Source organism: Rhodanobacter sp. UC4451_H18 (assembly GCF_052978225.1).
Map to the genome: position 1 here is coordinate 1,249,485 of NZ_CM129663.1, position 20,226 is coordinate 1,269,710.

Sequence of the window (20,226 nt, forward strand, 5' to 3'; positions counted from 1 at the left end):
GGGGTGAGGGTACGGGCGGGGCCTCGGCGCCCCGCTCCGCCCGAACCCTCATCCGCCCCTTCGGGGCACCTTCTCCCAAAGGCAGAAGGAACAAGCAGAGGCACATCATGAGCACTGGCACAGACCACATCATCAAGAGTTACGACACCGAACTGAGCCGGCTCACCGCCGAGATCGTGCGCATGGGCGAGTTGTCGGTGAAACAGCTGGAGGCGGCGATCGACGTGGTCGAGCGGCGCGACGAGCGCGCCGCCCAGCGCGTGGTCGACAACGACGACACGATCGACCAGATGGAGCACGACATCAGCCACGACGTGGTGCGTCTGCTGGCATTGCGCGCGCCGATGGCCGGCGACCTGCGCAACGTGTTCGCGGCACTGCGCACGGCGGCCGACATCGAGCGCATCGGCGATTACGCCGCCAACGTGGCCAAACGCTCGATCCCCCTGTCGATGGTGGCCCCGGTGCAGCCGGCCAGGGGCCTGGAACACCTGGCGCGGCTGGCGGCCACCGGCGTGCGCGAGGTGCTCGCGGCCTACCAGGAGCGCGATGCCGAGCGCGCGCACGCGGTGTGGAAGAACGACACCGTGCTGGACGAGGCCTATACCGGCTACTTCCGCCAGCTGCTGACCTACATGATGGAAGACCCGCGCAACATCACCCCGTGCACGCACCTGCTGTTCATGGCCAAGAACATCGAGCGCATCGGCGACCATGCCACCAACATCGCCGAGAACGTGTGGTTCCAGGTCACCGGCGAACCGCTGCAATCGCAGCGCAGGAAACTCGACCAGACCTCCAGCGCGGACTTTTCCGGCCTGGCCGGATCGGGGGACAAGCCCGCGCGCCCGTGATCAGCCGCGCGGCGGCGCCTTGGCGGTCGGCAACAGCAAGGTCACGCGCAGGCCGCCGCCCTCGCGGTTGGCCAGCAACACGCGCCCGCCGTGCGCCTCGGCGATCTCGCGCGCCAGCGCCAGGCCCAGGCCGGTGCCGGAGCGCTTGGTCGAATAGAACGGCAGCAGCGCCTGCGCCAGCACGGTTTCGCTCATGCCCGGGCCACGGTCGGCCACCTCCACGCGCATCTCGGCGCCGACATCGTGGATCGACAGCGTGACCTCGTCGTCCGGGCCGCCGGCTTCGTGCGCGTTCTTGATGAGGTTGATCAACACCTGCTCGACCTGCGCGGCGTCGAACCAGCCCGGCCGCTCCGGAACGGCCGAGGCCAGACGATAGCGGCAGTGCAGCGACAGGCCTTCCAGAAAGGCCGCCCACTCCACCGCGACCGGTCGCGGTGTCGGCAGCTTGGCGAAGCTGGCATAGCCGGCGATGAAGCCGTGCAGGTGGCGGGCACGTTCGCCGATGGTGGCGAACACGCTGGGCAGGCGATCGACGTCGCCGCGCCGCGCCAGCTCCGCGCCAGAGTGCGCCAGCGAGGAGATCGGCGCCAGCGAGTTGTTGAGCTCGTGGCTGATCACCCGGATCACCCGCTTCCAGGTCGCCACCTCCTGCCGCGAGAGCTCGCGCGTCATGCGCCGGAACGAATGCAGGCGATGCGGCCGCCCCTGCAGGCGGAACGCACGCTGCGACAGGTGGAAGGTTTCGTCGCTGCCGTCCATGTCCACCGTGAGCAGCGCATCCTCGCCGCTCTCCACCGCCTGGCGCAGCACCTGCGGCGCCTCTGCCAGCAGTTCGGCGAAATCCAGCCCGGCCAGGCTGCGCCCCTCATTGAACAGGTGCCTTGAGGCGATGTTGGCGTAGGCCACGCGGCCCGCGGCATCGGTGAGCACCAGCGCCACCGGCGTGTTCTGCACCACCGTGTCCAGCAGCAGCTCGCGTTGCGCCAGGTGCTGGCGCTGCTCGCGCAAGGTGTGGCCCAGCTCGTTGTGCATGCGGATCAGCTTGCCCAGTTCGTCGCGGCGGTTGGCTGCGATGGAGAAGCTGAAATCACCGTCGCGACAACTGGCCACCGCGCCTTCCAGCGCCCGCAGCAGACGGCTCACCGGGTCCAGCGCGCGCCCGGCCAGCCAGATCGCGGCCAGCATCAGCAACACCAGCCCCACGGCCAGTGCGATGTAGACATCCTGCGGCGGCGGCGTCGCGGCAACCGCGGCCGATGCCGCCTCGTCGGCGCCGGCCGCGCCGCCATGCAACCACGCGAGCAGTTGCGGCAGTGGCCAGCGGGTGACGCCGACAAGGATCAGTGCGCCGACCACGCCGGCGGCGACCAGCAGCAGACTCAGCCGCGCGCGCAGCGAGTTCAGCAGTTGCCACATGGGGCGCCGCTCCGGCCGCTGCGCACGGCGGCAGGCACCGACCCCGACCCCGGCCCGCGCGTCCACCGCATCAGCGGCATCCCGGCGCCCTCGGATGCATCGCGCAATCGAGTGGCGGCCGGCCGTTCTGCCACGGCCGCGACTTGCCCATCACGGCGGCCTTGTCGTTGGCCTGCGGCGGCGGCTCATAGGCGGGGCCCTGATGCTTCGCCTGCCTGAACTGGAACACGCCATGGGCGTCGTTGCCGGGCAGCACCGGTACGCTGCGGTAATTCGTCGAGCCGGCCGCCGGCGGTGCGGCATCCCAGCGATCGTCGCGGGAGTCGCTCTGCGGCGCGGCCGACTGCGCGGCCACGGCGCCGGCCAGCAACATCGCGCAAGGGATCAACAGACCTCGAAACTTCATCGCACACCTCCCTTCTCGATCGCGCATCTTTGTCCGCCGCACGCGCGGCGGCAAGCCCGCTCCGGTCAGCCCGAGGTGGCCAGCCCGTAGCGCTCCATCCGCCGATACAGCGCCTGGCGCGACAGGCCAAGCTGCTGCGCGGCGCGACTGACCACGCCGCCGGCATGCTGCAAGGCGTCCTCCACGGCGTCGCGGCTGGGTTCGTCCAGGTTGCGGTTGCTCGCTGCCGCATGTTGCGGCAGGTTGAGCAGCTCCGGCGTGATCGGGTTGCCGCCCGCCAGCAGGGCGGCGCGCTCGATCGCGTTCTTCAGCTCGCGCACGTTGCCCGGCCACGGATAGCTTTGCATCGCCTCGCGCGCGGCGTCGCCCAGTTCCGCGCGGCCGTCGAGGAAGAATTCCGCCAGCGGCAGGATGTCGTCGGTGCGCTCGGTGAGCGGCGGCAGGTTCACCTCGATCACGTTGAGCCGGTAGTACAGGTCCTCGCGAAAGGTACCGGCCTGGATCATCGCCTTGAGGTCGGCGTTGGTGGCGCTGAGCACGCGCACCTTGGCGTGGCGCGTCTTGCCCGAACCGAGCCGCTCGAACTGGCCGGTTTCCAGCACGCGCAGCAGCTTCATCTGGCCGGGCAGCGGCAGGTTGCCGATCTCGTCGAGGAACAGGGTCCCGCCGTCGGCCAGCTCGAAGCGGCCCTCGCGCGCCTTGTTGGCGCCGGTATAGGCGCCGGCCTCGGCACCGAACAGCTCGGCTTCGATCAGCTCGCCCGGCAGTGCGCCGCAATTGACCGCCACGAACGGCCCGCGCTTCACCGCGGAGTTCGCGTGCACGATCGCCGCGATGCGCTCCTTCCCGGTGCCGTTGGGACCGGTGATCAGCACCGGCACGTCGGAGCGGGCGACCTGGCAGGCCAGGTTGAGCGTGCGCCCCATTGCCTCGGAAGCGAATACCAGCCCGTCGAGGTCGTACTTGCTGCGCAGGTGCTCGCGCCGCTGGCGCCGCTCGCGCCGGCTGCGGGTCAGCTCGCGGCTGGATTCGGACAACTCCAGCAGGTTCTCCACCGTGGCCAGCAGCTTGTGGTCGTCCCAGGGCTTGGCCAGGTAATCGGCCGCGCCGGCCTTGACCAGCTCCACCGCGGTTTCCAGGTGCGTCCAGGCGGTGAGCAGGATCACCGGCAGGTCGGGATGGCGCTCGCGGATGGCGCGGAACAGCTCCACGCCCTCCTCGCCCGAGGTGGTGTCGGCGGTGAAGTTCATGTCCTGGATCACCACGTCGACGGTGTCGCGCTCCAGCATGGCCAGGCCGTCTTCCGGGGTCAGCGCGGTCAGCGGGAGGATCTCGTGCAGCGACAGCGCCAGCGAGAGCGCCTCGCCCACGGCGGGATTGTCGTCGATGATGAGTACGGTTCGGGTCATTCGTTTTCTGCACATGCGGACATGGATGCCGCTCGTGTCCGCAAGGTTGCCATGACTAACGAACTATTCAAGCACCGGATTGCCGCCCCGGCGAACCGGGGGCGGCAATCCACTCAGACCTCCCCTGCGTTCCCGCCGAGCGTAGCCCGCGCAGCGGGCGGAGTCGAAGCGCCCACCGACGCAGCCAAGCCATCACTGGAACGTCCTTCGACTTCGGCCTTCGGCCTACGCCCAGGACAAACGGGGTTTGCACAAGCGCCCTTCCAATCAGATCGCCGCCGGATGCGCCGGCGCCTTGCCGGCCTTCACCGCGGCGATCCAGTCGTTGACGCGGTCCTCCAGCACGTCCAGCGGCAGCGCGCCGCCGCCGAGGATCTCGTCGTGGAAGGCGCGGATGTCGAACTGGTCGCCCAACGCCTGCTTGGCCCGCGCGCGCAACGCCAGGATCTTCAGCTCGCCGGTCTTGTACGCCAGCGCCTGCCCGGGCCAGGTGATGTAGCGGTCGGTCTCGGCCTGCACGTCCGGCTCGTCCTCGCTGGAATGGGCGTGGAAGAAATCGACCATCTGCTGGCGCGTCCAGTGCTTGTAGTGCACACCGGTGTCGAGCACCAGGCGATCGGCGCGCAGCAGCTCATCGGACAGGCGGCCGTAGTCGGACAGCGGGTCCTTGTAGAAGCCCACCTCCTTGCCCAGCTGCTCGGCGTACAGCGCCCAGCCCTCGACGTAGGCGGTGTAGCCGGCCTGCTGGCGGAACGGCGGCAGCTTGGGCAGGCTCTGCGCGATCGAGATCTGCAGGTGATGGCCCGGGATGCCCTCGTGGTAGGCGGTGGATTCGATGGTCAGCACGCTGCGGTTGGCGAAATCGCCGGTGTTGACGAAGATCTGCCCGGGCCGCGAGCCGTCCGGCGTGCCCTGATGGTATTCGGCCGCCGCGGCCTCCTTCTCGCGGAACTTCTCCACCGGCTTGACCACCACCTCGGTCTTGGGCAGGCGCCCGAACAGTTTGGGCAGCTCCGGCTCCATGCCGGCGATGTAGCCGCGATAGCGATTGAGGATGTCCTCGCGCGAGGTGGCGTGCGTCTTCGGGTTGGTCTTCAGCGAGGCGCGGAAACTGGCCAGGTCCTTGAAGCCCTGCGCGTGGGCGATCTTCGTCATCTCGCCCTCGATGCGCTTGACCTCGGCCAGGCCGATCTCGTGGATCTGCTGCGGGGTTTCCCTGGTAGTGGTCATCTGCTCGACCTGGAAGCGGTAGATCGCCTCGCCGTTGGGCAGATCCCACACGCCGGGCTGGCTGCGCCCGTGCGGGGCGTAGTCGTCGGCCACGAACTTGCCCAGCTTTGCGTAGGCCGGGCGCACGTCGTGGTCGATCGCGGCGACGATGGCGTCATGCAGGCGCTTCTGGTCGGCCGCCGAGACCGACTTGGGAAAATGCTTCAGCGGCTCGGCGAACACGCTGTCCATGCCGGCCGGCTGCTCGATGCTGGCGATCTGCTTGACCACTTTTTCCAGCAGGTACTTCGGCGGCATCATCTTGTCGGCCATGCCCTGCCGCGCCACCGCGGTGACCTGGTCGAACAGCTTCGGCACTGCCTTCAGGCGCGCCAGGTAGTCGTCGTATTCCCTGGTGCTGTTGAACGGGATCGAGCTGACGAAGCCGGCCAGCGCGATGTGCACGCCGCTCATCTGGTCCAGCGGCATCTCGTAGAGCTTGAGGTCGTAGGAACGCAGCGAATCCTTCAGCTGGCGCACCATCAACTGCTGGTTGAGCTTGTCGCTGTCGGGAAAACCGCTGGTGTCGATCGCCTCGAAGCGCTTGAGGAAATCCTGCGTCGCCTGATGGTCCGCGCGCATGTGCGCCAGCGAGACATCGCTCCAATGATCGTTGTAGCGCAAGTCGCCCAGGATGGTGGCGAACTCGGGGCTGTTCTTCAGCGTGTACTCCCATTGCTCCGCCAGCAGCGCGTTGAGCGCCTGCACGCGAGTGGCCACGTCGCCCTTGGCGACGGACTGCGCCGCGGGCGCCGCCTGCAGCGGAGCGGCCAGGGTCACCGAGCCCGCGAGGGCCAGACAGATCAACAACGGCAGGGTTTTCATCGGCAGCGTCCTTTGGGTCGTGGTGAATCGATACGGTGGATTGTGATCGCGTCGAGGGGCGGTCAGCCCGTGCCGGAATGCACGGAGCCGGGAAGGGGGAATCGGGGAATCGCAAGGCCGTGACGCTTCACGCTCTGGTCTTTCCCGTTTCCCATTGCCGACCCTCCATTCCCGGCACCGCTACCCCCTCGTCGCCACCACCGGCGGCACGGCCGCGGCGCGCAGCGCAGGACCGAGCACGGCGAGCTGGCCGAGCAGCCACAGTGCGACGGCGCCGATCGGCAGGTAGGCCAGCGGCAGGCGCGGCAGTTCGTAGTGCGTCATCAGCAACAGATTGAGTGCATAGGCCAGCACCATGCCCAGCACGATGCCGAAGCTGACGATCAGGAAGTTCTCGGTCTGGAAGTAGTGCAGGATGTCGCGGCGGGTGGCGCCGATGGCGCGGCGGATGCCGATCTGCCGGCGCCGCTGCGCCACCCAGAAACTGGCCAGGCCGACGATGCCCAGGGCGGTGACCAGCAGCAGCGCCACGATCACGCCCACCAGCATGCCGATCATCGCGCGGTCCTTCTGGAAACTGCGGGTGCGCAGGTCGCTGACGGTCTGCGTGCCGTCCTGGTCGAGCACGGCATCCGGGGCGATCTTCGCGATCGCGGCGCGGGCATCGCGCAACACCCGCGGCAGGTCCGTCGGCGCGGCGCGCAGCAGGTAGCTGCCGGAGAGATAGACACTCGACTGCGCCGGCACGAACACCGACCAGTCGCGGCTGTCGCCCGGCCAGCCGCCCGGGTCGGGTCGCACCAGGTGATCGATCACGCCGACCACGCGAAAGTGCGACTTGTCCAGCCAGAATTCCTTGCCCAGCGGATCGGCGCCCGGCCACAGGTGCTCGGCCAGTGCCCGCGTCACCTGTACCGAGGCGTCGTCCGGCATCAAGGCGGTGAACGGACGGAAATCGTCGGGCTGCGGATTGCGCCCGGCAACCAGCCGCGTGCCCAACGCCGAAAGGCTGCCCGGGCCACCGACGTAGAACTCGACCACGCCGCCGAAGTGCTTGCCGGCCATGTCCGTGGTGATGCCCGCGGTGCCGCGGCGCGCGCCGAACGGGATGGAGTTGAGCAGGCTCACCGACTGCACGCCCGCAATGCTGCCCAGCCCGGCCAGCACCCGGGCGTTGAGGTCGACCGCGTGCGCGTTCTCGTAGCCGGCCAGTTGCACCGTCGCCAGCGAGGCCTCGTCGACGCCGCTGTCGACCTGGATCGCGTCGATCCGGCCGGCGATCAGGAAACAGGCGTTGCACAGCACCGCGCAGGCCAGCGCGATCTCCAGCGCGATCAGCACGGTGGCCATGCGATGGCGGCGCAACGCGGCGAGGATGGGTCGAATCTGCATGTCTCGTTACCTGATGCCTGGTGAAAACGGTGCCTGTCTGAGATGTCCGGCCAGGAATGGCCGGGCTCCTGCGCAGGAACAGCGCACTACAAAGTCTTTAGCTGAAGGCCCGGCGCCACCCGGCTGGCGCGGAACGCCGGCAGGACCCCGGCCAGCAGGCTGGCGGCGATCGCGGTGACGAAGGTGGCGACGAACATCGACACGTCCAGGTGCGCCAGATCGGCGTACGCCACCGGCTGCCGGCGAACCAGCCACAGGCCGAGCAGGGTCAGGCCCAGGCCACCGATGCCGCCGATCAGGCCGACCAGCCCGGCCTCCACCAGGCATTGCGCGAACACCGCGCCGCGGCTGGCGCCGAGCGCGCGGCGCACGCCGATCTCGCCGCTGCGGCGCAGGAACTTCGCCAGCAGCAGGCCGATCATGTTGAACAGGCAGATGGCGAGAAACGCAAACGCCAGCCAGGTCTGCAGCCGCACGTCGCCGGGCACCACGCCGTTGTAGTCCAGCCATTGCATCAGGCTGCGCAGGCGCGTGTTCTGCGGCCGCACGATGCGTCCCAGCGCAGCCTGCTGCGCCGCGTAGCCATCCAGGAACTGCTTGTACGCGGTGACCTTGCCGGCGTCGCCAAGCTGCACCCACAGGCGCACCCAGGCACACGGCGAGTTCTGCAGATGGCCGGGCCGCTCGGGCATGTGCCAGCAGGTGAACTGCTGGAAGTTGCCGTCGTTGAGTTCGAGACCGGTGAAGAACGGCGTGAACACGTCCTGCGTCTTGCCGTAGAAGTCCGCGGTGTCGCCATTGGCAAAGCGGCCGCCGGCCACGGTGTAGAACACCGGCGACGGGCGCCATGGACGCAGCACGCCAACGATGCGCACGTCCGTGTCGCGCAGGCGCAGCACCTGGCCGACACTGTCGCGGCCGCCGAACAGCTTGTGGTTGAGATCGTCGGAGATCACCGCCACCCGCGCGTGCCGGGCATCGTCATCCGCGCTCCAGCCGCTGCCGTAGCGGAACGGCACGTCGAACATCGGGAAGAAGTCGCTGGTGGTGGACAGCATGCTCGGCATCAAGGTCGGCAGGTTGACCCCCGGCGCGCTCAGCCGCACCGGGCTGTCCACCACCAGCGTCTGGGCATCGGCCCGATGCGCGCCCCACAGGTCCACTGCCGACTGGTAATCCATCACGTCCAGCGGCTGCTTGAAATCGCCGGGCGTCGGGTTGCCGTCCACCTGCGGATAGAACAGCGTGCCGCTGCGCGTGGGCACCGGGTCGCCGGAGAGCAGATGCATCACCGTCAACGTGGTCATGCTGGCGCCGATGCCCACCGCGATGGCGATGACCATCAGCGCGGTGAGCACCTTGTTGCGCTTGAGGCTGCGCAGGGCGAGATCGAGGTAATAGGTGAACACGTCCGAATTACTCCTGTTGACTCGTTCTTTCGCAGGAGCCCGCTCGCGGGCGATGCTCCTGCTCAAATGCGCGACGCAGATCAAATCAAGGGCATCGCCCGCGAGCGGGCTCCTGCGTCACACCGACCTCGTTGCCACGACAGGCGGCACCGCCGCGGCGCGCAGCGCCGGACCGAGCACGGCGAGCTGGCCGATCAGCCACAGCGCGATCGCGCCCACCGGGAAATAGATCGCCGGCAATCGCGGCAGCTCGTAGTGCAGCATCAGGAACAGGTTGATGGCGTAGGCGAGCACCATGCCGAGCACGATGCCGATCGTGGCCAGCAGCAGGTTCTCGGTCTGGAAATAGTTGAGGATGTTGCGGCGCGTTGCGCCCAGCGCGCGGCGCACGCCGATGGTGCGCCGGCGTTGCGCCACCCAGAAACTGGCCAGGCCGACGATGCCCAGCGCGGTGACGATCAGCAGCGCGGCGATCGCGCCCACCAGGATGCCGGCCATCGAGCGGTCGTTCTCGAAGAACTTGTCGCGCACTTCGTCGTAGGTGCGCTGCTCGGTCACCACCCGCCGCGGGTCGGCTTTCTTCAGCGCCGCCACGGCGGCTTTCAGCACGGCCTGGCGATCCTGCGGGCGCGTGCGGATCAGGTAGCTCTGGTCCTTGCCGGCGCCCATGAACATCGGCAGGATCATCGAGTAGTGCGCGGTCGCGTCATCGTAGGCATTGGCGCGCGCCAGGTCGGCGACCACGCCGACCACGCGCACGCCGACCGGGCCGACGTAGATCGTCTTGCCGAGCGCGTCGGCGCCCGGCCACAGCCGTTGCGCCATGGCCTGCGTGATGACCGTGACCGGTGCGATGACCTTGGTGTCGCCGGTGGCCAGCGCCTTGAGCACCACGTCGGCGTCGAGCACCTCTTCGGGCTGCAGGTGGCGCCCCGCCAGCAGGCGCAGACCCATCGTCTGCGCCAGGTTCCCGCCGAAATAGGTGCCGGCGCTGAGGGTCGGCTGGCGTTGCTCCGGGTCCAGCTTGATGCTGGCATTGGACGAGGAGCCGCCCAGCGGCAACTGGTTGACCAGCGCCACGTCCAGCACGCCGGGCACTTGCCGGATCACGGCAAGATCCTCCCTTGCCCGCGCGTAGATGTCCGGCGATGGCGTCACCTCGGCCAGCTGGATCTGCACCAGCGCATGTTCGTCGATGCCGGTGGGCATCTCCATGTGCTGCAGGCGGTGGTTGATCATGAACACCGCGTTGCACACGATCGCGCAGGTCAGCGCGATCTCCAGGATCAGCAGCCAGGCGGTGGTCTTGTGCCGCCGCAGCGTGGAGAGGATCGGTCGCAGTTCCATGTCGGTAACCCTCAGTTGCTCTTGAGCTGCAGGGCCGGCGGCACCTGGCAGGCGCGCCACGCCGGCAGCATGCCGGCCAGCAGGGTCGAACCCAGCGCCAGCGCGAAGGTGGTCAGCAGCATCGTGCCGTCCAGGTGCGCCAACGCGGCATAGCTGGAGGGACGCTGGCGCACCACCCACAGGCCCAGTCCCGCCAGCAGCAGGCCGCCCACGCCGCCCACCACGCCGATCACGCCGGACTCGACCAGCAGTTGTCCGAACAGCGAGCGTTTGGAGGCGCCCAGCGCGCGCCGCACGCCGAGGTCGCCGGCGCGCCGCATGAACTTGGCCAGCATCAGCCCGACCGTGTTGACCAGGCACACCAGCAGGAAGCCGAACGCCAGACCGGTCTGCAGGCGCACGTCGTCGGGCACCACCCGTTCATGGGCCAGCCACTGCATCACGTTGCGCAGGCGCACGTTCGGCGCCTTCGCGAAACGCCCCAGCGCCTTCTGCTCCTGCGAGTAATGCACCAGGAACTGCTGGTAGTCGGCCGCCTTGGACGAGCTGTCCAGCTGCACCCAGAACTGCAGCCACACGCAGCTTTCCGAGGGGTAGATCCGGCCCACGCCACCGGCGCCCCTGCCCCAGCAGTCGTTGGAGCCGTTGTGCTCCATCTTCAGGTCCAGCGCCGTCTGCAACGGCACGAATACCTGCTCGGCACGGCCGTAGGAGCCGGTGTTGAGATCGTAGAAGTGCGGATTGGGCTCCCAGTCGTCGAGCACGCCGACGATGCGGAAGCTGGCGTCGGCGATGCGCAGGTTGCGGCCCACGCTGTCGGCGCCGCCGAACAGGCGCTCGTTGAGCTCGCCGTTGATCACCACCTCGCGCGCCTTGGCCTCGTCGTCGGCGGCGTTCCAGCCGCGGCCGTAGCGAAACCGCGTGCCGAACATCGGGAAGAAGTCGGCAGTGGTGTAACGCGACTCCACGTAGAACGGGTCCACGGCCGAGGAGTCGGGCTGGATCGGCACGGAGCCGCCGGTCATCAGCGCCTGGCGATCGGCGCGCCCGGCGTGCAGCAGGTTCAGGCCATCGATCAGGGTGACCTGCTCCGGCGGCTCGACCCCGGGCAGCTGGCCACTGTTGTCGCGCGGGTCGATCTGCGGGTAGTACAGCGTGCCGCTGCGCCCCGGCAGCGGGTCGCCCGACAGCACGTGCAGCACCGTGAGCGTGGTCATCGACGCACCGATGCCCAGCGCGATCGCCAGCACCATCAGCGCGGTGAGCGCCTTATTGCGCTTGAGGCTGCGCAGGGCCAGGTCGAGGTAGTAGGCAAGCACCTTCGGTGTCTCCTTCGGAGGAGGGAACAGGAAATGGGGAGTCGAGAATGGGAAAAGCCGTGGCGCCCGGTGGTTGCTCTTGCCGATTCCCTGTTCCCTGTTTCCCATTCCCGGCCCAAATCACGCCGCCCGCGTCGCCGACACCGGCGGCACGTTGGACGCGCGCCGCGCGGGCACGAACACGGCGGCCTGGCCGATCACCAGCATGGCCAGCACGCCGACGAGCACGTAGGACACCGGCAGGCGGGTCATCTCGTAGCGCGTCATCAGCCACAGGTTCAGGGCTATCGCCAGCGCGATGCCGAGCAGTACGCCGATGCCGGCAATCAGCAGGTTCTCGATCTGGAAGTAATGCAGGATGTCGATCTTGCGTGCGCCCAGCGCGCGGCGCACGCCGATCTGGCGATGACGCTGGCCGACCCAGAAGCTGGTCAGACCCACGATGCCGGCGGCAGTGACCGCGACCAGGATCAGGCAGATCACCCCCATCAGGATCGCCATGCCCACGTCGGCGCGATACGCCTTGGCGCGGATCTCGCTGAAGGGCCTGACGCTGTCGTCATCGAGCACGCGCAGCGGATTGACCTTGTACAGCAGCGGCGTCACCGCGCGCATCACCGTGTCGAGCTGGCCCGGCCGCGTACGCACGGCGTAGCGGGCAAAGTTGGCGTCGAGCCGGGTCGGGATCAGCGTCGAGTACCACGCGAAATCGTTGCCCCAGCTGCCGCTGGCGGGCGTCTGCATGCGCTCGACCACGCCGATGATGGTGGTCGGCGCATTGCTGCCGTCGCTGTAGATCACCTTGCCCACCGCGCCGCCGTTCGGGAACAGCTTGTCGGCCAGCGCCTTGGTGATGATCGCGATGGGACGCGGCGGCTGGTCGCGAAAGCCCTGGTGCTGCACGTCGCCGGCGGTGAACGCGCGGCCGGCCACCAGCTTCAGGCCCAACGTATCCAGCGCCTGGTCGTCGGTGAAGTAGTACGCCGTGCGGGTGTTGTCCTTGCCGCCGAGCTTGGCGCCCGGATCGGGCGACATCGAGCCCGTCCACGACGAGTTGAGCAGCGGCAGCGAATTGATCGGCGCCACCGACGTCACGCCGGGCAGGTTGCGCAACGCGGCGAGATCCTCGCGCTGCATCGCGTCGAGCTTCTCCACGCCGTCGGCGGTGTCGGCGCTGGGCGCGCCCACCCATTGCTGGGTGACCAGGAACAGGTTGCTCTCGTCCAGCCCGGTAGGCCGGTTCACCCGCTCGATGCGCTGGCCGATGATGAAGATCGCATTGCACACGATCGCCAGGGTCAGCGCGATCTGCAGCGAGATGAGCACGGTGCCGGCCTTGTGCTTGCGCAGGGCGGCGAGGATGGGATGCAGTTTCATGATGTAGTTCCTTGTCGCACCGTCAAATGGAACGGGTTTTCTTGAGGAGTGCGGCCATGGATGGCCGCTTTCTCGCGCAGGGAAAGCGCATCAGTTGCTCTTCAGTTGCCAGGCGGGCTGCACCCGCGAAGCCCGATAGGTGGGATACAGGCCGGCCAGCATCGTGGCGACCACCGCCACCAGCAGGGTCAGCACCAGCAGCGACACGTCGATCCGCGCCAGCGAGGCGATGTCGCGCGGCAACACCCAGCCCACGCTGGCCACGCCGGCGCCGGTCAGCAGCAAGCCGAGCACGCCGCCGGCCGCACCGACGATGCCTGCCTCGACCAGGAACTGCGTGTAGATCGCCGCACGCGGCGCGCCGAGCGCGCGACGCACGCCGATCTCGCTGCTGCGGCGCAGGAACTTGGCCAGCAGCAGGCCCACCGTATTGACCAGGCACACCAGCAGCAGGCCGAGTGCCACCAGCAACGACACCCTGGTGTCGCTGGGCACCACGTGCTGGTTTTCCAGCCACGCCGGCACGTCGCGCAGACGGTTGTTCGGCGCCCAGCGGAAGCGCCCGGCGGACTGCTGATCCTTGGCATAGCCGTCGAGATAGGCGCGATACGCCGTCACCGCCGCGGCATCGTCCAGTTCGGCCATGAACGCGATCCACGCGCAGGGCGAATGCTGCAGGCCGACGAAGCCCGGTTCGTCCGGCACCGCGTTGCAGTTGGTATTGCCGTCGTTGGTGATGCCCGTCTGGATCGCGGTCTGGAACGGCAGGAACACGTCGGCGTCGGTGGTGGAGAAGCCACCGCTGTTGACCACGTCGTAGAAGCGCGGCTGCGGGTTCCACTGGTCGAGCACGCCAACCACCCGGTAATCGCGGCCTTCGACATTGACGATGCGGCCGACGCTGTCGATACCGCCGAACAGCTTCTGGTTGAGCTTGCTGCTGATCACCACGACCTGCGCGCGGTTGCTGTCGTCGCTGGCGCTCCAGCCGCGGCCATACCGGAACGGCACGTCCAGCATCGGAAAGAACTCGCCATACACGGCATGCCCGCTGACGTTGAGCGGATGTTTGCTGGCGTCGGTCGGCACGATCGAGGGCGAAATCTGGTACATCGCCGACTGCCGCTTGGCGCGGTGATCGCGCATCAGGGCGACCGCGTCGGTGTAGTCCATCGCGTTCGGCGGCTCGCCGTCGGGACTGCGGCCGTTCGGCCCCCACATGTCGATCTGCGGCACGAAGAGTTTGGACGACTTCCACGGAATCGGGTCGCCCGACACCGCACGGAACACCGACCACGAGGTCATCGACGCAGCCACGCCGAAGCCGATCGCCAGCACCATCAGTATGGTGAGGCCAGGGCTGCGTTTCAGGCTGCGCATCGCCAGTTCGAGGTAGTAGGCAAACATTCTGTCTCTCCGTCGTTTGAGCCCCTCTCCCGTCGGGAGAGGGGTTGGGGTGAGGGTTCGGCGTGAACGAGAACACTTCGCTCCGCCCGTACTCTCACCCACCCCTTCAGGGCCCCCTCTCCCGGAGGGAGAAGGGAAAAATCACACGCTCCGCGTCGCCTCCACCGGCGACACGCGCGAGGCGCGCAGCGCCGGCGCCAGCGTGGCGGCCTGGCCGAGCAGCACCAGCACCAGCACGCCCGCGCCCACGTAGGCCAGCGACATCCGGTCCATCGCGAAGCGGGTCACCGTCCACAAGTTGAAGGCGAAGCCCAGCACGATGCCCAGCACCGTGCCCGACACGCTGATCAGGAAGTTCTCGGTGAGGAAATAGGCGAGGATGTCGCGCTGCCGGGCACCCAGGGCGCGGCGCACGCCGATCTGCTTGCGGCGCTGGCCGACCCAGAAGCTGGTCAGGCCCACGATGCCAGCCGCGGTGATCGCCAGCAGCACCACGCTGATGATGCCCATCAGGATCGCCATGCCGCGGTCGCGGTCGTAGACCTTGTGACGGATGGTGGCGTAGTCCTGGATGCCGTCCTTCGAATCGATGATGCGCAGGCGATTCTGCGCGTACAGCGCCTTGGGCGCCTCGCGCATGGCGTCGGCAAGCTGGCCGGGCCTGGCGCGCACGATGTAGAACACGCCGCGCGAATCATCCGCCCGCAACGGCCAGATCAGCGCCTGGCCGGCATAGCCGTTGCTCCACGAGTCCACGCCCTGCCGGTGCAGCGGATCGACGATGCCGACAATGGTGGTCGGCGTGGCGCCCATCGCATAGAAACTCTTGCCCAGCGCGTCGCCGTCGGGAAACAGGCGGTCGGCCAGCACCTTGCTCACGATCACCGTCGGCGGGGTGACGGCTTCCTGGGTGCCCATCACCATCACCTCATCGGGGCGGAAGTTGCGGCCCGCGACGAGATTCAGGCCCAGCGTGTCGATGAAGTGCTCGTCGCCGGTGTACACCGCGGCATCCGTGGTCGGCTTGACCTGCTCGGGCGTCATGGTGACGAAGTTGTCCCAGCCGCCGCCCCTGAGCGGATACCCGCTGGCCGGCGTGGCGTCGCGCACGGCGGGCAACTGCCGCAGCGCGATCAGGTCCGCGCGCACCTGCGCATCGACCTGGGACGTCGACTGGCCCATGTCGGCCCACATGTTGGTGATGACGAACACGTTGGCCTCGTCCACGCCGCTGCTCGCGGAGAGGTTGCCCAGTCGCTGGTGGATGATGAACAGCGCGTTGCACACGATGGCCAGCGTCAACGCGATCTGCAGCGCGATCAGCAAGGTGCCTGCCTTGTGCTGGCGCAGCGCGGTGAGGATGGGCCTGACCTGAAAATTCATGGCGCTCTCCTCAGCTCGATTTCAGTTGCCAGGCGGGTTGCACGTGTGCCGCGCGCCACGCCGGGTAGAACGCCGCCAGCACGGTGGCGATGATGGCGACGACGAACGTCAGGCCCACCAGTGAGAGATCGAGCCGGGCCAGCCGGGCGATCTCCGGCTGGAACAGGATGCCCACGCCGGACACGCCCGCGGCCGTGAGCAGCAAGCCCAGCACGCCACCGGCCAGGCCTACCGTGGCAGCCTCGACCAGATACTGGGTGTAGATCTCGCGCCGCGTTGCGCCCAGGGCGCGGCGCACGCCGATCTCGCCGGCGCGGCGCATGAACTTCGCCAGCAGCAGGCCGATGGTGTTGACCAGGCAGATCAGGAAAAAGCCCAGCGCCACCGCCAGCGAGATGCGGCTTTCCGGCGGCACCACGTGTTCGTATTCGAGCCACTGCATCACGTCGCGCAGACGCACGTTGGCGGCCCAGCCGAAGCGACCGGCGCGCTGCTGGTCGGCGGCATAGTTGGTGAGGAAACGGCGATAGGCGGCGACTTCGGCGGCGCTGTCCAGTTCCACCCACGGCGTGATCCACACGCAGTTGCTCTGCAGATAACCCTGCCAGCTCGTGTAGGTGATCGAACCGCGGCAACTGTTGCGGCCGCCCGAGCGCATCTGCAAGTCCAGTGCACGGTTGAACACCATGTAGATGTCCGGCTCGTCGGCAAACCCGCTGGTGCTGAACAGGTCGTAGAAACGCGGGCGCGGATTCCAGTGGCTGGTGACGCCCACCACGTGGTAGTCATGCCCGCCAAGGTTGAACGTGCGCCCCACGCTGTTGGCGCCGCCGAACAGCTTCCGGTTGAGTTCGCCGCTGATGACGACGGCGCTGGCTCGCGCGTCGTCGTCCTGCGCACTCCAGCCGCTGCCGAAGCGGAACGGCACCTCGAACATGGTGAAGAAGTCGGCGGTGACGGCATAGCCGTTGGCGTTCAGGGGAAGGTCGCGGTTGCCGCCCGGCATCACCGAGAGTTGCACCGGATACAACAGGGTCTGGCGCTTCGCCTCGTGCGCCCGCATCAGCGCCATCGCGTCGATGTAAGCCAGTGCTTCGGCCGGCTCGCCCTTCAGGTTCTGCTGCGGCCCCCAGCCGTCCACCTGCGGCGTGAACAGCTGCGCCGACTTGCCAGGTATCGGGTTGCCGGACACGGCCCGGAACACGGAGTACGTGATCATCGACGCGGCCACGCCGAAACCGATCGCCATCACCATCAGCGCGGTGAGGGCGGGGTTGCGGCGCAGGCTGCGCAGTCCGAGTTGGAGGTAGTAGCTGAACATGTGGTTCCCTGGAGCCGGGTGCGGGATTCGCCAAGGCCGACGCGGTACGCGAGCCTTTCCGATTCCCCTATTCCCGGGTTCCCGCCCCCTGCTTCACCGCGTGGAAGCGCGGCTCCTCGGCCAGATCCACCACCTGGCCGTCGATGATGTGCACGTTGCGCTGGGCGCGGGCGGCCAGCTCCGGATCATGCGTGACCATCACGATGGTGGCGCCGTCGCGGTGGATCTCCTCCAGCAGCTCCATCACGCCGCGGGCCATCTGGGTGTCGAGGTTGCCGGTGGGCTCATCCGCCAGCAGCAGGCGCGGCGAGCCGGCCAGCGCGCGGGCGATCGCCACGCGCTGCTGCTGGCCGCCGGAGAGTTCGGCGGGGTAGTGCTTGGCGCGCGAGGCCAGGCCCACGCGTTCCAGCGAGTCCATGATCCGCTGCTTGCGCTCGGCCGACTTCATGCCGCGATAGCGCAGCGGCACCTCGATGTTGTCGAACACGTTGAGGTCGGGGATCAGGTTGAACGCCTGGAAAATGAAGCCGATCTTCTCGTTGCGGATCTTCGAGCGGGCGTTGTCGTTGAGGTTGCTGACCTCCACGCCGTCGAGGTGGTACTCGCCGCCGGTGAACGTCTCCAGCAGGCCGGCGATGGTCAGGAAGGTGGTCTTGCCCGAACCGGACGGCCCGGTCACGGCCACGAACTCGCCCTCCTTCACGTCGATGTTGAAATCGCGCAGCGCATAGGTCTCCACCACTTCGGTGCGGTAGACCTTGGACAGGTGGGTCATCTTGAGCATGCTGGTTCCTCGGTGGTGGTGATCTTGAGCCCCTCTCCCATCGGCGACCTTGGGAGTCCCCTTGCGGGTGAGAGGGGTTGGGGAGAGGGTTCGGCTATCGCGAGAAAGTCTGCGCAGGCCCCGTACCCTCATCCGCCCTTCGGGCACCTTCATTCGGCACATCCATGTGCCTCACCCTTCGGGCGGCTTTCGCCGTGCAAATCGGCTCTCCTGCCGATTTGTCTCCCGGGGGAGAAGGAAAATAGTCAGTTGCTTATCGCGACGGTGGCTGCGCCCTTGAAGCTGTCGGTGCCGGAGATCACGATCTTGTCGCCTTCCTTCAGGCCTTCGAGGATCTCCACCTTGTCGATGCTGGAGGCGCCGATGCGGATCGGGGTCTTCGTGGCGATGCCGTCGTGCACCAGGTAGGCGTAGCTGCCGCCGGATTCGTCGACGAAGGAGCCGCGCTGCACGGTGAGCACGTTGTCGCGCTTGTCCAGCAGCACGCGCACCGACAGGCGCTGGTTCTGGCGCAGCTGGTTCGGCGTGGTGCCGTCGAAGCGCAGCCGCGCGGCGACCTGGCCGTTGACCACTTCGGGCGAGATCGCGCTGACGATGCCCTTCCAGGTGTGGCCGTTGCCGCTGATCTCGCCGGTCATGCCGATGCCGAGGTCGCGGGCGAAACTCTCCGGCACCTGCATCTCCACCTGCAGTGCGGACAGGTCGACCACGCTGAGCAGCTGCGCATCCTTGGCCACGGTGGCCTTTTCGGCGATGAACAACTGGCCGACCTGGCCATCCACCGGCGACTTCACGTGGAGGTCGTCGACCTGGCGCTTGAGGTCGGCCACCAGCAGCAGCTGGCGGTCATGCGCCAGCTTCTTGGACTGGATGTCGAAGTTGAGACTGGCGTTGTCCATGCCCAGGTCGCTGCGCGCGTGTTCCAGGGCGATGTTGGCCTTGTCCAGGGTGTCCTTGGCGCGGTCGACGTCCATGCTGGGCACGGCACCGCGGGCGAACGCCTTCTGGTAGCGGGCGAGATCGCGCTGCGCGGTCTGCAGGTCGATCTTGGCGTTGTCGTACGCCTTCTGCAGGGCGGAGCGCTGCTTGCGCGCGTCGACCTGAGCACGCAGGTAGTCGACCTGCATCGCGTCGGCGTTGCTCTGTTCCTGCGCCAGCTTGTTGGTCAGCTCGGGGCTGTCGATGGTGGCCAGCACCTGGCCTTTCTTCACCGTGTCGCCGGCGTGCACCTGCAGCGTCACCGCGCCGCCGGAGGTCGCGTACAAGGTGGGGCTGACCGCGGCCACCACCTTGCCCTCGGCGGCGATGTCGCGCACGAACGGGCCGCGCTCGACGGTGGCGAACGACAGCCGCGAGGCGCTCACCGAACCGGAGGCGGAGAACAGCCGGCCGATCCCCGGCGCCAGCCAGGCGAGCAGGCCGATCACGAGCACGCCGACGGCAGCGAGGATCAGCTGCCGCTTGCGATTGGGTTTGACCTCTACCAGTTTGTCCTGTGCCGATGTGTCGCGAATCATCGTGTCGTTCCCGGCCGCGTGCAGGGCGGCTACGCAGGAGACAGAGCAATCCGCATGCCATCGAGGCGATGCCGCGAAAACACCGTTTTTTCAATGTGTTGCGACGCACCCGTGGCGATGGTGCAGTGTCCGCGGACAGTGCACGGACAGCCGGACGCCGCCGCTGGCGACGACCGGCGGGTTCAACGGAGCGTGGCCGCGTCGCGGGCGATGCGCGCTGCCACGTCGCGCCCCAGCGGCGAAGCGGACGCCACGGCATCTGCGCCCAGCAATTTCAGGCCGGCGGCAAAGCGGCGCAATCGGAAACGCAGCACCCGCACCGCGGCCGGCGGCGATGCGAACGCGTCCGCGCGAGCGCCGGCCGCCGCGATGTCGGCACCGGCGCACAAGGCGTCCCAGGCCAGATAGTCGGTATCCGGCAACAGGTAGAGCCGGGCGAGCAGGCACTCGTGCGCATCGCGGCATTCCATCCACTCGCGCGGGCCATCGGCAGTGACTGCGCTGGCGAACGCCAGGGTGCGCGTATGCAGCAACGGCGCGAGATCGGCGGATTCGACCAGCAAGCCCGGCAACGGCCTGCCGCGCAACATGCAGGGCATCGCACTCGGCGCATACAACACGTTGCCCAGCGCCGGCAGTCCGGCCAGCCATCGCGCAGTGGACAGGCACAACCACGACCTGCACGTGGCGGCGGCCTCCTCCGAGCCGCAGATGCCGGTTCGCCTGCCTGTGGCGAACTGCGCCGCCATCCGCCGCAACAGGGCGGCACGATCCAGCCGCATGCCCAT

At 68.0% G+C, this 20,226-nt stretch carries 16 protein-coding genes; 1 reads left to right on the plus strand and 15 read right to left on the minus strand.

Translation table 11 applies throughout. The annotated features are described in order from the left end of the window. The first annotated feature begins 107 nt into the window (after nucleotides 1–107). Nucleotides 108–854: a phosphate signaling complex protein PhoU gene (gene phoU / locus ACVCMG_RS05895; protein ID WP_395116953.1), complete on the plus strand. Its 747-nt coding sequence runs from the start codon at nucleotides 108–110 to the stop codon at nucleotides 852–854. Here the strand turns inward: phoU and ACVCMG_RS05900 are convergent, their stop codons facing one another. The 15 genes from ACVCMG_RS05900 to ACVCMG_RS05970 all read right to left on the minus strand — a co-directional run bounded on the left by ACVCMG_RS05900 (nucleotide 855) and on the right by ACVCMG_RS05970 (nucleotide 20,226). Then, on the minus strand, nucleotides 855–2,273 hold the full coding sequence (locus ACVCMG_RS05900) for a sensor histidine kinase (RefSeq protein ID WP_447115101.1): 1,419 nt from the start codon (nucleotides 2,271–2,273) through the stop codon (nucleotides 855–857). 70 nt (nucleotides 2,274–2,343) lie between these two features. Continuing rightward, the gene (locus ACVCMG_RS05905) at nucleotides 2,344–2,679 is read right to left on the minus strand and encodes a hypothetical protein (RefSeq protein ID WP_395116949.1); all 336 of its coding nucleotides are present in this window, start codon (nucleotides 2,677–2,679) and stop codon (nucleotides 2,344–2,346) included. A gap of 65 nt (nucleotides 2,680–2,744) precedes the next feature. Beyond that, on the minus strand, nucleotides 2,745–4,088 hold the full coding sequence (locus tag ACVCMG_RS05910) for a sigma-54-dependent transcriptional regulator (RefSeq protein WP_395116947.1): 1,344 nt from the start codon (nucleotides 4,086–4,088) through the stop codon (nucleotides 2,745–2,747). 267 nt (nucleotides 4,089–4,355) lie between these two features. Further along, complete coding sequence (locus ACVCMG_RS05915; RefSeq protein WP_447115102.1) at nucleotides 4,356–6,182, minus strand: DUF885 domain-containing protein; 1,827 nt, start codon at nucleotides 6,180–6,182, stop codon at nucleotides 4,356–4,358. A 180-nt stretch (nucleotides 6,183–6,362) separates the two neighbouring features. Continuing rightward, nucleotides 6,363–7,574: an ABC transporter permease gene (locus ACVCMG_RS05920; RefSeq protein WP_447115103.1), complete on the minus strand. Its 1,212-nt coding sequence runs from the start codon at nucleotides 7,572–7,574 to the stop codon at nucleotides 6,363–6,365. Nucleotides 7,575–7,660: 86 nt separating this feature from the next. After that, nucleotides 7,661–8,983: an ABC transporter permease gene (locus tag ACVCMG_RS05925; RefSeq protein WP_447115104.1), complete on the minus strand. Its 1,323-nt coding sequence runs from the start codon at nucleotides 8,981–8,983 to the stop codon at nucleotides 7,661–7,663. A 117-nt stretch (nucleotides 8,984–9,100) separates the two neighbouring features. Then, nucleotides 9,101–10,330, minus strand: a complete 1,230-nt coding sequence (locus ACVCMG_RS05930; RefSeq protein ID WP_447105742.1) for an ABC transporter permease — start codon at nucleotides 10,328–10,330, stop codon at nucleotides 9,101–9,103. Between the two features lie 11 nt (nucleotides 10,331–10,341). Continuing rightward, nucleotides 10,342–11,649, minus strand: coding sequence for an ABC transporter permease (locus tag ACVCMG_RS05935; RefSeq protein ID WP_395116941.1), 1,308 nt, complete (start codon nucleotides 11,647–11,649; stop codon nucleotides 10,342–10,344). A 120-nt stretch (nucleotides 11,650–11,769) separates the two neighbouring features. After that, nucleotides 11,770–13,026 carry an ABC transporter permease gene (locus ACVCMG_RS05940; RefSeq protein WP_447115105.1) on the minus strand — a complete coding sequence of 419 codons (1,257 nt, stop codon included), beginning with the start codon at nucleotides 13,024–13,026 and terminating at the stop codon, nucleotides 11,770–11,772. A 90-nt stretch (nucleotides 13,027–13,116) separates the two neighbouring features. Beyond that, a complete protein-coding gene (locus ACVCMG_RS05945; protein WP_447100783.1) occupies nucleotides 13,117–14,433 on the minus strand; it encodes an ABC transporter permease in 1,317 nt (438 codons plus the stop codon). A 141-nt stretch (nucleotides 14,434–14,574) separates the two neighbouring features. Further along, nucleotides 14,575–15,816, minus strand: coding sequence for an ABC transporter permease (locus ACVCMG_RS05950; RefSeq protein ID WP_447100784.1), 1,242 nt, complete (start codon nucleotides 15,814–15,816; stop codon nucleotides 14,575–14,577). Between the two features lie 10 nt (nucleotides 15,817–15,826). Further along, nucleotides 15,827–17,137: an ABC transporter permease gene (locus ACVCMG_RS05955; protein WP_395116933.1), complete on the minus strand. Its 1,311-nt coding sequence runs from the start codon at nucleotides 17,135–17,137 to the stop codon at nucleotides 15,827–15,829. Between the two features lie 67 nt (nucleotides 17,138–17,204). Then, nucleotides 17,205–17,921: an ABC transporter ATP-binding protein gene (locus ACVCMG_RS05960; RefSeq protein ID WP_395116931.1), complete on the minus strand. Its 717-nt coding sequence runs from the start codon at nucleotides 17,919–17,921 to the stop codon at nucleotides 17,205–17,207. A gap of 245 nt (nucleotides 17,922–18,166) precedes the next feature. Then, nucleotides 18,167–19,438, minus strand: coding sequence for an efflux RND transporter periplasmic adaptor subunit (locus tag ACVCMG_RS05965; protein WP_395116929.1), 1,272 nt, complete (start codon nucleotides 19,436–19,438; stop codon nucleotides 18,167–18,169). A gap of 182 nt (nucleotides 19,439–19,620) precedes the next feature. Further along, complete coding sequence (locus tag ACVCMG_RS05970) at nucleotides 19,621–20,226, minus strand: hypothetical protein (RefSeq protein ID WP_447115106.1); 606 nt, start codon at nucleotides 20,224–20,226, stop codon at nucleotides 19,621–19,623.